We start from the raw sequence: 11,571 nt of genomic DNA, 5'->3' as shown, positions 1-11,571 counted from the left end.
TGGGCCATGATGGCTGAGGATCGAACCGCGCGCCCGGTTTCCGGCGAAATCATGACCGATCCGGCCGCCGAGCCGGAACGCATCATGCGCGACGTGACCGCCGAGGTCATCGATGCCGATTATGAGGTGCTGCCCCGCCATTTTACACGTCCAGACTTTGCGCCGCCGCCTGCGCGCATGATGTCCATGCCTTCGATCGAAGGCATGGACATGTTGCGCAAGCCCGAAACCGCCGCCGAACGCCCGTTGTGGGTGCATGGTGGGCCGATCTTCTGGATTGTCGGCGTCGGTGCCGCCTTTGCCGCCTTCTGGATTTCGGGCGGCCATGCGCTGGTTCGTTAGAGCGGCGCCAGAAAATCAACAGGTCACCAGATAAACGATTCGCGACGCGCTGGGACATCCGACCGTTCGCGGGCGCCCTGCGAAGATTTGGCCTTGCCAGACGGCACGACATGCCTAGAAACAGGTTGAAGACCGTTTTCGGTCGGCTTCGCCTACAAGGCGATCATTTCTGGAAGGGCAGCCAATGCCAGTTGTGCGCGGCAAGGACATCGAAGTCCTGTTTTCGGCGTCCGCCATCGCGCGGCGAAACCTGGAACTTGCCAAGGAGATCGCCGGGCACGACTACCACGACCTTCTGGTAATCTCGGTGCTGAAGGGATCATTCATCTTCGCCGCCGATCTTATCCGTGCCATGCACGATGTCGGCCTGTCGCCGGAGGTCGAGTTCATCTTCATCTCCAGCTATGGCGCCGGCACGACCAGCGGTGAGGTGAGGGTGCTGCGCGACATCGACAACGAGGTCGCCGGTCGCGATGTGCTTTTGATCGATGACATTCTGGAATCCGGCAAGACGCTGAGTTTCACCCGCGACCTCATGCTGTCGCGCGGCGCGAGGAGCTGTGCCATCGCCGTGCTGCTCGACAAGCGCATGCGCCGCCAGACCACGCTCAACGCCGACTATGTCGGCTTCGACTGCCCCGATTATTTCGTCGTCGGTTATGGCATGGACGTCGCCCACGCGTTTCGCGAATTGCCCTTCGTCGGCATCGTCAAGGGCGACGCTTGAGGCCTTTTGATAATTCTACTCCGGCGGCCACCTGCCGGTGCTCTCGGACTCGAACGTCCGCTCCGCTCCGGTTCTCGAAAACCACGCCATCTGACTCGGCGGAGCGAATTCTGAAAAGGCCGCATCGACCTTCAGCGCCTTCAGGAAACATCAACTTTTCCCCGCCAAATATCCTGCCCATGGCAAAGCTCCTGATCGTCGAGGACGATGAATCCGTCCGCACTCTCGCCGCTCGCGCGCTCGAACGCGCCGGGCATAATGTCACTGTTGCCGCGGACGGCGCACATGGCCTTTCTCTGATCCGGACGGCGCAAGGGAGCTACGACCTTGTGCTGTCCGACATCCGCATGCCGGAGATGGACGGCATCGAGATGGCCAAGGCGGCAGCGGCGCTGTTCCCGGCGATGAAGATCATGCTGATGACCGGCTATGCCGACCAGCGCGAGCGCGCCGAGGAATTGGACGGCATTATTCTCGACGTCGTGCAAAAGCCGTTCACGCTGGCTGAAATCCGCGCCCGCGTCGAACAGGCGCTCGCCTGCTTCGCCTAAAGCCCAAGGCCGACCGCCTCAGGCAGGGTCGCAGGTCGCCGTAATGGCTGGCGCGCCGCTCAGGCGCCGGCTGGCATTGAGCGCAAACAGGCCGGCGCCGATGATGAGGGCTGCGCCCGCCGCCGTCGCTGGTCGCGGCACTTCGGCAAAGAACAGAAAACCCCATAGCGGCGACCAGATGATACCGGTGTATTCGAAGGTGGCGACGCTGTTGGCGGGCGCCAGCCGGTAGGCCTGCGACAACAGGATCATGCCGGCCGAGGCAACGAAGCCGCATGCCCCCATCTTGAGGAGATCCGGCGTCGCCGGCCAGACCCATGGCCGGACGAGGAATTCGAGGCTCGGATGCACGGCGTGGTCAATGCCTGCCAGCCAAAACAATGCCGCCGCCAAGGCGGCGCCGACCAGATAGGCGCCGTTCTGATAGAAAGCCATGACAGTCGAGGATTCGGTGTCGCCGATCTTGCGTGCCATCAGCTGCGAGAAACCGTAGAGCAAAGCCGAACCTAGCGACAGCAGCGCTGCCCAGTCGAACAAGCCGGCGCCCGGGCGCATCATCACCAGCACGCCGAGCATGCCGACCAGGACGGTGGCGAGCGCCTGCCAGGACACGCGTTCGCCGAGATAGGGGCCGGCCAACGCCATGATGAACAGCGGCGCCATGAAATAGAGCGCCACCGCGTCAGCCAGCGGCAGGGCGGCGATTGCCAGGTAGTAGGCCGTGTAGGAGGTGAACTGGATGAAGGCGCGCATCGTCAGCATGCCGAACCGCTTCGACAGGATCGCCTGGAATCCGACATCGGCGTGGACAAGGAAAACCAGGATCGGCAGGGCGACGATCGAGCGGATCGCCATCACCTCGGTGACCGGATAGTGGCTCGACACCGCCTTGACCAGCGGGTCCTGCAGCGAAAAGACCAGCACGCCGAGACAGAGGCTGAGGATGCCGAGCACAAGCCGATTCTGCATAGGCGCTCCTGTCTCCCGCGTGCGCGGCCGAAAGCAGGCCTGCATCCGGGTAAAAAGAACCCGCCACCGTTTCGGGCAGCGGGTACGAGTGAGGACTTTTGATTGGTCCGCAGCCGATTTCCCGGCCGCATATCCAATGGGTAAGGCGACTATCGTCCGCCGTTTGACATGTTGCAAACGAATTGGAATGATGCCAGCAATCAGATTTTCTTATGGCGGGCACATGCGACCCAATCTCGACAGCGACCTGTTGCGCACCTTCGTGGCGGTCGCCGACACCGGCAATTTCACCAAAGCGGCGGAGCGGGCCGGCCGCACCCAGTCGGCGGTCTCGATGCAGATGAAGAGGCTCGAAGGCATGATCGGCGACAGCCTGTTCGAGCGCGGGTCGCGCGGTGTAGCGTTGACGCAGCGCGGCGGCGAACTCATAGCCAACGCCAGGCGCATCGTTTCACTGCTCGACGAGACGGCGGCATCGATGGTCGCGGCGCCGCTTGGCGGGCCGGTGCGCATCGGTATCCCGGAGGAATATGGCCACGCGATCCTGTCGCGGGCACTCGGCGCCTTTGCCAAGCGCCATCCTCAGGTCGACATCACCGTCCGCTACGCGCATTCCGGTGCGCAGATCGCGGCGCTCGCTGCCGGCGAGCTCGATCTGGCGGTGGTGTTCGAATGGCAGGATCTGTCCGGCGGTGAGGTGCTGATGCATGACCCGACCGTATGGGTGACGTCGGAGCTGCATCACATGCATGAGGAGCGGCCGGTGCCGATCGCGCTCTACAACCGTGCCGGTTGGTGCAAGGATTTCGCTATAAAGTCGCTGGAACAGCGCGGTCTCGCCTATCGTGTCGCCTACACCAGCGATACCAATGGCGGCCTGCGGCTCGCCGTCACCTCCGGGTTGGCGATTGCGCCGATCTCGCGCAGCAACATCCCGGCCGGCTGCCGCGAGCTTACGGCCGCCGACGGGTTCGGCGACATCGATTCCTCGAACGTGGTGCTGCGGCGCAATCCGAACGCTTCCGGCGAGGCCATCGACGGCATGGAAGAGGCGATCCGCGAGGCGTTCACCAACCGTTAAAAGTGCCGCTCAGTCCGGCGGTGGCGGCCTCCACGGACCGCACGGCGATCTTCCGAATATTGGGGGGCAGCCTTACTTCAGCTCCAGCAACCGCTCCAGATAGCTGCGCTCGATATCGGGGCTGAGTGCGTTGCCGAGCCGCTTGCGGATCGCTTCGAGGATCTGGCGGGCACGCTGCACATCGATCTCGTCAGGCACTCTCACCGAACTTCCGTCATCGGGACCCTCGCTGGTGCGGGGCCGCCCGAGCGGGTCACGGTCGGCATTCTGCTGGCGTCCGCCCTGCCCGTTGCCGCCCTGGTCGCCTTGCATCGCCTGCAGTTGCTTCATCATGTCCTTGGCGCCCCTGCGCAAGGCTTCCAATGCGCGGCCCTGGTGACCGACGGCCTGATCGCCTTCGCCCTCGCCGAGCGCCTGTTCGGCATTGCCCATGGATTTGCCGGCCTCGCCAAACCCCTCATTGGGGTCGAGGCCCATGCCTTCGAGGCTCTTCCTCAATTGATCGAGCTCGCCCTGCAGCTTGCCCTGGCCTTCCTGCAGTTGCTTCAGCGCATCAGCAAATTCCTGCGGCGTCATCGGCTTCGGCCGGCCGAGCGGATCGCGGTCGTCACCCGGGCCGGGTTTGCCCTCTTCGCCCATCGGGCCTGGCTCACCGTTCTCGCCGAGCTGCTCGTCGCGGTTCTGCCCGCGCTGTTGCTGGCCGCGCTGCATCTGGTCCATACGGAAAGTGTCGTTCATCATCTCCTGCTGGCGCCGCATGATCTCGCCCAGCTTGTCCATCTGCTGGCGCATCTCGCTGTCTTGCTGGCCGCCTTGCTGCTGGCGGCCTGCCTGCAGATTGTTCATCATGTCCTGCAACTCGGACAGCAATTGCTGCGCCTGGTCGCGATTGCCGGATTTCGCCAGGTTCTCGATCTGGTCCATCATGCGGTCGATGTCGCTCTGGCGCAGTTCCTGACCGTTCTGCTGCATCTGTGGCGCATTCGGATTCTGCTGCGCTCGCGCCGCGAATTCCTGCAGGAACTGGTTCATCGCCTCGCGCAGTTCCTTCATCGCCTTCTCGATCTCTTGGTCGCTGGCGCCGTTCTTGATCGCATCCTGCAGCGCCTGTTGCGCCTGGCGCAGCCGCTTCTCGGCCGCCGACAGATTGCCTTCCTCGATGCCGAGCGCGATCGCCCAGAGGTAAGCGACCTCGTCGCGCAACTGGTCGTCGCTGTCTGCCATCTTCAGCCGGGTGCGGGCGCTCATGATGGCGAGGTAGTGCGCCATGTTGTCGAACGTGTCTTCCGGCCTGAGCGTGATTGCATCCATCAGGTCGATCACGCGGTCCTTGGCATAGGCGTCGAGCGCCAGTATGCGGCGCTGCTCGACCACAGCCCGCGCCAACGGGTTGGAGAATGGCCGCTCCGGCATCACCAGCGTCTTGGTTTCGCTGGTCGCCGTGTGTCCGGCACCGTCGGTGGCGACAAGCGACAGCTTGATGTTGCCACCTGCCCAGACATGGTCGGTCAGGTCCTTCGTCGTCTTAGCGGCATTGGCCTTGCCGCCGCGGCGCGGCAACGTCAGCGGCATTTCCGGCGGGCCATAGAGCGGATGCGCGTTGGGCACTTGCGGATCGGCCAATGCGAAAACCGCCTTGGCGGAGGCCGCGCCATAGTCGTCGTCGATCTGGTAGTTGAGTTCGAAGGCGCCGTTGACGGCGCGCTTCGGCTCGCCGACAAAGCGGATCTGCGGCGGCTTGTCGGGAATTATGGCGAAGGCCCAGCGGCCGAGCTCGCCGTCGCTGGACTGCAGCGTCAGCGTGCCGTCGGCCGTTAACTTGCCGCTGAACTGGCGCACGGTGGAAGGCGTTGCCGGACTTGCCTCAGTCCTGGCGGCTTGCGGCCCGGTCGGATCGATGGCGCGGGTGTTGCCGCCGGTGTCGGCGTAGCTCAGCGTTTCCTCGCCCGAACCGCCGGTGACGCGCAGCGACACATCGCTGCCCTCCGGAACCGTGAAGGTCGGCGGCGCTTGAGTGGCGTTGTTGGCCAGGACCGGGGCGTTCAGGAATACCGGCGGCCTGCCGGTATAGGCCGGCGGCGTCACCCAGGCATCAATGCGCGGCGGCACGATGTCGCGGGCGGCACGGGCAACAAAACCGTCGCTCAGCCTGCCGCCCGATGGCCCGAAGGAGAAGGCAAAGGCAGTGACCAACAAAAGCGCGGCAACGGCGCGCAGCGCCCACGGGTCGCGTTCCGGCACGCGTGTGCGCGGCACGTCGCCGCCAAGCTCGCCCAGCCGGTCCGCCATGCGCCGCTGATGCTCGCGCCACAGGGCTTGCGAAAAAATGCTTTCCTTGCCGCTCGGGCGATCGGTCTGGACCTGCACCGGGCTGTGCAGCAATCGGTTGGCCGACTCGATGCGGCGGTCGACCTCGGCACTGGATGGCGTGCGGAAGAAACGCAGTGGATAGAGTGCGGCAAGCGCTGCGACGCCGAACGCCGTGATAAGACCGATCCGCGCCAGATCGGGCAAAAATGGGAACAGGCCGAGCCACGAAATGCTGAGGAACAGGCTGGCGACAATGATCAGTGGCAGCAGCAATGGCCAGCCGCGTTCGACGATTATCGAGACCTGCGTCCCCAGCCGGCTCAAGGCAAGGCGCCTGGCCAGACTGCGATCGCTGGTGAAAATGGGTCGTTGTGTCATCGGCCCTTCCTGGCCCGGCGGGATAGCCCAGGCCTCACGAGTCTATCGCATGGGCCCGAAAAGTCGATTTTCGGGAAGCACGATGCGAAGACCTAAAATCTTAGCGCGTACTTCGTGCGTCCAAGCGGATGCACATCGCCCCAAGGATACCAACAAACACGGCGAAGGCGAGGCGGTTCCCCAAAACGTGAACAATAATGCCCCGGATATTGTCAGAATTTCGCCGGATTGGAGTTTGCGCCGCAGACCAGTACGGCAACGCGCTCGCCTGCAGCCGGTGCGTAGCGGCCGGACAGGAGCGCCGCGAAGGCGGCCGCACCGCCCGGCTCGGAGATGATTCGCACGCGGTCCCACAGCGCCGCCTGGGCGGCGATAATGTCGTCGTCGCCGACCAGGATCGAGCGCTCGACGAATGCCTCGGCGATAGGAAACATCATTTCGCCGACACGCTTTGGCGCGAGCGAATCGGCGGCGATGCCCTCAGCCGGCGCGTCGACGGGTCGGCCCGCCTCGAAGGCGCGATGAAGCGTCGGCGCACCCTCCGGCTCGACCGCGATTATCCTGATGCGGCCGGAAAACCAGGCAGCGATGCCGCCGATCAGCCCGCCGCCGCCGACGGCGACCAGCAGGGTGTCGAGCTTCGGCAGGTCGGCCTCGATCTCGAGGCCGAGCGTGCCTTGCCCGACCAGCGTCTCCTCCTGGTTGAAGGCGTGGATCTGCAGCGCGCCGGATTTTTCGGCGAAGCTCTCGCTGGCGGCCAGCGCCTCGGCATAACGGGCGCCGCCGACGATCAGCTCGGCGCCGTAGCCGCGGATGCGGTCCAGCTTGGCCTGCGGGCTCACTTCGGGAACAAAGATGGTCGCCTTGTGGCCGAGTCGCATGGCGGCATAGGCGACGGCGGCGCCGTGATTGCCGCCCGACGCGGCGACGACGCCGGCCGCAGGAACCGGCCGTTCGAGGAGATTGGTGAACGCACCACGCGCCTTGAACGAGCCGGAATGCTGCAAGCACTCAAGCTTCAGGTCGACAGGCAGAGGCGGGCGGCCGAAATCGGCCATGTCGACGCGTAGCACCGGCGTGTGGCGCACGAAGGGCCGGATGCGGGGTTCTATCGCCGCAATGCGCTCGCGTGTGATCGTGTGGCCGTGCAGCATGCTTTCACTCCCAGAGTTGACATTCAGAGTTGACATTACTTAGTAACTTGGCAAAGTGCCTAAATGCAACAGGTCGATGTCTTCAAAGCAATCGCCAACGAGCGCAGGCTCCAGATCCTCGATTGGCTGAAGGACCCGCGCGCGCATTTTCCGCCGCAGGCGGACGGCGATCTGGTCGAGGACGGCGTCTGCGCGCTGCTGATCGCGGAAAAGCTGGGGATCACCCAGGCAACGCTCAGCGAGCATATGCGCGTGCTCACCCAGGCAGGGCTTTTGCGCAGCAAGCGCATCAAGCAGTGGATATTCTATCGCCGGAATGAGGACAGAATCGCCGAGACCAGGGCGCTCATTCAGCACCGGCTGTAGCTGCAGAGTTCTACTCCAACCAGTCCGGCACCGAGTCCAGTCCGATCAGCTCGTCATAGGTCTGGCGCGGGCGCACAACGTGGAAGCGGTCGCCGTCGACCAGCACTTCCGGTACCAGCAGCCTGGTATTGTAGGTGCCGGCCTGAACGGCGCCATAGGCGCCGGCGGTGGAGACAGCGATCAGGTCGCCGGATTTCAGCCGGGGTAGGTCACGGTCGAGCCCGAGATAGTCGCCGGTCTCGCAAACCGGGCCGACGACGTCGACCTTCATGCGTGGTGCAGCGGCCGGCTGCTGCGCCACCGGCCTGATGTCGTGGAAAGCGTCGTAAAGCGTCGGCCGGATCAGGTCGTTCATCGCGGCGTCTACGACGAGGAAGTTCTTGGCGTCGCCCTCCTTCACGAAGATCACCTGCGAGACCAGGATGCCGGCATTGCCGACGATCAGCCGGCCTGGCTCGAACATCACTTTCAGCCCAAGTTTGGCAACATGCTTCCTGACGATCCGGGCATAGGCATCGGGCAAAGGCGGCGGGTTGTTGTCGACGCGGTAGGGAATGCCAAGGCCGCCGCCGACATCGATGTGCTCGATGGCATGACCGTCGGAGCGCAAGGCGTCGACCAGTTCCACCAGCAGCGCAAAGGCGTCGTCGAAGGGCTGCAATTCGGTGATCTGGCTGCCGATATGGGTGTCTATGCCCGTGACCTTGATGCCCGGCAGCTCAGCCGCGCGCGCATAGACCTTCCGCGCATGCTGCCACGGAATGCCGAACTTGTTCTCGGCCTTCCCAGTCGAAATCTTCTTGTGCGTCCTGGCGTCGACATCCGGATTGATGCGCAGCGAGATCGGCGCGACCTTGCCCAGCGCGGTGGCGCGGGCCGACAGCAGCTCCAGCTCCGGTTCGGATTCGACGTTGAAGCAGAGAATGCCGGCCGAGAGTGCGAAATCCATTTCGCGCGCGGTCTTGCCGACGCCCGAAAACAAGATCTTGCTTGCCGGGATGCCGGCCGCCAAAGCGCGGCGCAATTCGCCCTCCGAGACCACGTCGGCGCCGGCGCCGAGCCTTGCCAGCACCCTCAGCACGGCCTGGTTGGAATTCGCCTTCATGGCATAGCAGACGAGAGCATCGAGCCCGGCAAAGGCCTCGGTGAAGACGCGAAAATGCCTGGTCAGCGTCGCCGTCGAATAACAGTAGAACGGCGTGCCGACGCTGGCGGCGATGTCTGATATCGCCACGTCCTCGGCATGCAGCGCGCCGTCGCGGTAGTCGAAATGGTTCACGAGATTGGTCCGAAATCAGAGCAGCGGGTCGAGGATGAATTTCTTGTCCTCGACAGGTTTTTCCGGCTCCGGCGGCAAAGGTTGCTTGGCCTTCTCGGCGTCCTTGCGGGCCTGCACGGCTGCCGCGTACGGCGTGTCGAGCGCAGCCTTCCTGCCGCAGGCCGCAACGGTGGCCATTGCCGCCAGCAGCGTCAGCGTCACCAAAATCCTGCTTCCGGTCATCGTGCCATCCGTCCGAAACTGTTGCCCGCAGCCGCTTCTAGCCGAGTTTTGCGGCCATTGCACCCCGCGTCTTACGCCTTGGCGAGCCGCTTTTTCCAGTAGCGGATCTGCTTGCGCACCTCGGACGGCGCGGTGCCGCCGAAGCTCGTGCGGCTCTTTACAGAATTCTGCACGGCAAGAACCGAAAACACGTCGGCGCTGATACCGGGGTGAATGGACTGCAGATCCTCCAGCGAAAGCCTGTCGAGCCCGATCTTCCTGTCCTCGGCCAGCGCCACCGCCCGGCCAGTGATATGGTGCGCCTCGCGGAACGGCAGGCCGAGCGTGCGCACCAGCCAGTCGGCGAGGTCGGTCGCAGTCGAATAGCCGGCGCCGGCCGCCTTTTTCATCGCAGCAGTGTTCACCATCATGTCGCGCACCATGCCGGTCATTGCCGCCAGCATCAGGTCGAGCGTCTCGGCCGCGTCGAAGACGGATTCCTTGTCTTCCTGCATGTCCTTGCCATAGGTCAGCGGCATGCCCTTCATCACCGTCAGCAGGCCGACGAGATGGCCGGTGACGCGGCCGGTCTTGCCGCGCACCAGTTCGGCAGCGTCCGGGTTCTTCTTCTGCGGCATGATCGACGAACCCGTCGAGAAACTATCCGATAGCCTGACGAAGCCGAATTGCGGCGTCGACCAGATGATGATCTCTTCGGCCAGCCGCGACAGATGCGTCGCGCAGATCGCCGCCAAGCCCAGGAACTCGAGCGCGAAATCGCGGTCCGAAACACTGTCGAGCGAATTGCGCATCGGCTCGCGGAAGCCAAGCGCCTTCGCCGTCTGGTGCCGGTCGATGGAAAAGCTGGTGCCGGCAAGGGCGGCGGCGCCGAGCGGGCTTTCATCCATCCGCTCAATCGCATCGCGGACGCGCGACAGGTCGCGTGCAAACATCTCGACATAAGCCATGCAGTGGTGGCCGAAGGTCACCGGCTGCGCCGCCTGCATGTGGGTGAAGCCCGGCATCACCGTTGCCGCATGCTCCTCGGCCCGATCCAGGAACGCCGTGATCAGGCCCTTCAGCGCCTCGGCGACACGAAAGCATTCGTCCTTGACCCACAGCCTGAGGTCGACCGCCACCTGGTCGTTGCGCGAGCGGGCGGTATGCAGGCGGCCGGCGGCGGGGCCGATCAAATCGGCCAGACGGGCCTCGACATTCATGTGGATGTCTTCCAGCCTGGTCGAGAACTCGAAGGTGCCGGCCTCGATCTCTGCCAGGATCGTGTTCAGCCCGTGAGCGATTTTTTCTTGATCGGCCGCCGAAATAATGCCCGTTTGCGCCAGCATCTGGCTATGGGCGATCGAGCCGCGAATATCCTGCGCATAGAGTTTGCGGTCGAACGAGATCGACGCGTTGATCGCTTCCATGATTGCGGCCGGACCCGAGGCAAAACGTCCGCCCCACATCTGGTTGCTGGCCTTCTTGTCGTTCATCGCTATAACCCGTGCTCCGGAGCAGTTTTTGCAAAATGGCAGACGGCAATAGATTTTTCCCGGCTTTGCGTCTCATCCTCGCCGCTTTGGTTGCGGGCGTGCTGGCCGGCGCGGTCGCGGTATATGTCAGGGAAAGCAGTTCTGGCAACAAGGCGCCCGCGCAAGTGGCCGCCGGCGGCGGCAAGGACGACGTCGCCTGCGCCGCCAAGACCGACCGTGCCAAGAAGATCGCCGCCGCTGCCACCGGCCAAGTTGCCGCGCTTTTGCCGGCGGATCCGCCGCAATCGCTGAAAAGCCTTGCCTTCAACGGCCCCGACGGCAAGCCGACGACGATCGCCGATCATGCCGGCAAGACGGTGCTGCTCAATCTGTGGGCGACATGGTGCGCACCTTGCCGCGCCGAAATGCCGGCGCTCGATGCGCTGCAGAAGGAGATGGGCAGCGATGCGTTTCAGGTTGTTGCCGTCAACGTCGATGCCGGCGACGATGCCAAACCGAAGAAGTTCCTGGAGGACACCGGCGTCAAGTCGCTCGGCTACTATCGCGATGCCACGATGGCGCTGTTCAACGACGTCAAGACGCGCGGCCTGGCGCTCGGTCTGCCGGTCACCATGCTGATCGATGGGCAAGGCTGCCTGATCGCCCATATGAATGGCCCGGCCGAATGGTCGGGGCCGGATGCCAAGCGTCTGGTCGAGGCGGCGCTTCAGCCGGGATAGG

The 11,571-nt window shown here is 64.1% G+C and carries 12 protein-coding genes; 6 read left to right on the top strand and 6 right to left on the bottom strand.

The window, feature by feature from the left end:
• Window positions 1–51: 51 nt before the first annotated feature.
• From NKJ73_RS18785 to NKJ73_RS18775, 3 genes are all read left to right on the top strand, one after another.
• Window positions 52–342: a hypothetical protein gene (locus NKJ73_RS18785; RefSeq protein ID WP_352570564.1), complete on the top strand. Its 291-nt coding sequence runs from the start codon at window positions 52–54 to the stop codon at window positions 340–342.
• 184 nt (window positions 343–526) lie between these two features.
• Complete coding sequence (hpt, locus tag NKJ73_RS18780; RefSeq protein ID WP_254816654.1) at window positions 527–1,069, top strand: hypoxanthine phosphoribosyltransferase; 543 nt, start codon at window positions 527–529, stop codon at window positions 1,067–1,069.
• Window positions 1,070–1,248: 179 nt separating this feature from the next.
• Window positions 1,249–1,620 carry a response regulator gene (locus NKJ73_RS18775; protein WP_352570563.1) on the top strand — a complete coding sequence of 124 codons (372 nt, stop codon included), beginning with the start codon at window positions 1,249–1,251 and terminating at the stop codon, window positions 1,618–1,620.
• An 18-nt stretch (window positions 1,621–1,638) separates the two neighbouring features.
• On the opposite strand, the gene NKJ73_RS18770 is transcribed toward NKJ73_RS18775, so the two are convergent.
• Complete coding sequence (locus tag NKJ73_RS18770) at window positions 1,639–2,589, bottom strand: DMT family transporter (protein ID WP_352570562.1); 951 nt, start codon at window positions 2,587–2,589, stop codon at window positions 1,639–1,641.
• Between the two features lie 223 nt (window positions 2,590–2,812).
• On the opposite strand from NKJ73_RS18770, the gene NKJ73_RS18765 reads away from it, so the two are divergent.
• Window positions 2,813–3,670 carry a LysR substrate-binding domain-containing protein gene (locus NKJ73_RS18765; RefSeq protein WP_023677927.1) on the top strand — a complete coding sequence of 286 codons (858 nt, stop codon included), beginning with the start codon at window positions 2,813–2,815 and terminating at the stop codon, window positions 3,668–3,670.
• Window positions 3,671–3,742: 72 nt separating this feature from the next.
• Here the strand turns inward: NKJ73_RS18765 and NKJ73_RS18760 are convergent, their stop codons facing one another.
• Together NKJ73_RS18760 and NKJ73_RS18755 are read right to left on the bottom strand one after the other, a co-directional pair.
• Window positions 3,743–6,358 (bottom strand): TIGR02302 family protein, encoded by a 2,616-nt coding sequence (locus tag NKJ73_RS18760; protein ID WP_352570561.1) that lies wholly within the window; start codon window positions 6,356–6,358, stop codon window positions 3,743–3,745.
• A 212-nt stretch (window positions 6,359–6,570) separates the two neighbouring features.
• A complete protein-coding gene (locus NKJ73_RS18755; RefSeq protein WP_352570560.1) occupies window positions 6,571–7,512 on the bottom strand; it encodes a threonine/serine dehydratase in 942 nt (313 codons plus the stop codon).
• Between the two features lie 63 nt (window positions 7,513–7,575).
• Between NKJ73_RS18755 and NKJ73_RS18750 the strand changes: the two genes are divergently transcribed.
• Window positions 7,576–7,878 (top strand): ArsR/SmtB family transcription factor, encoded by a 303-nt coding sequence (locus tag NKJ73_RS18750; protein ID WP_352570559.1) that lies wholly within the window; start codon window positions 7,576–7,578, stop codon window positions 7,876–7,878.
• Between the two features lie 10 nt (window positions 7,879–7,888).
• Here NKJ73_RS18750 and lysA read toward each other — a convergent pair whose 3' ends face one another.
• From lysA to argH, 3 genes are all read right to left on the bottom strand, one after another.
• Window positions 7,889–9,157 carry a diaminopimelate decarboxylase gene (gene lysA, locus NKJ73_RS18745; RefSeq protein WP_352570558.1) on the bottom strand — a complete coding sequence of 423 codons (1,269 nt, stop codon included), beginning with the start codon at window positions 9,155–9,157 and terminating at the stop codon, window positions 7,889–7,891.
• Between the two features lie 15 nt (window positions 9,158–9,172).
• Window positions 9,173–9,379: a hypothetical protein gene (locus NKJ73_RS18740; protein WP_023677931.1), complete on the bottom strand. Its 207-nt coding sequence runs from the start codon at window positions 9,377–9,379 to the stop codon at window positions 9,173–9,175.
• A 71-nt stretch (window positions 9,380–9,450) separates the two neighbouring features.
• Window positions 9,451–10,851, bottom strand: coding sequence for an argininosuccinate lyase (gene argH, locus NKJ73_RS18735; RefSeq protein ID WP_352570557.1), 1,401 nt, complete (start codon window positions 10,849–10,851; stop codon window positions 9,451–9,453).
• 35 nt (window positions 10,852–10,886) lie between these two features.
• Between argH and tlpA the strand changes: the two genes are divergently transcribed.
• The gene (tlpA, locus tag NKJ73_RS18730) at window positions 10,887–11,570 is read left to right on the top strand and encodes a thiol:disulfide interchange protein TlpA (RefSeq protein WP_023677933.1); all 684 of its coding nucleotides are present in this window, start codon (window positions 10,887–10,889) and stop codon (window positions 11,568–11,570) included.
• Window position 11,571 lies beyond the last annotated feature (1 nt).

The organism is Mesorhizobium sp. M0074 (genome assembly GCF_040322975.1).
GTDB lineage: Bacteria > Pseudomonadota > Alphaproteobacteria > Rhizobiales > Rhizobiaceae > Mesorhizobium.
The sequence above is the reverse complement of the archived record's forward strand: the minus strand, read 5'-3'. Positions and strand labels throughout refer to the sequence as shown.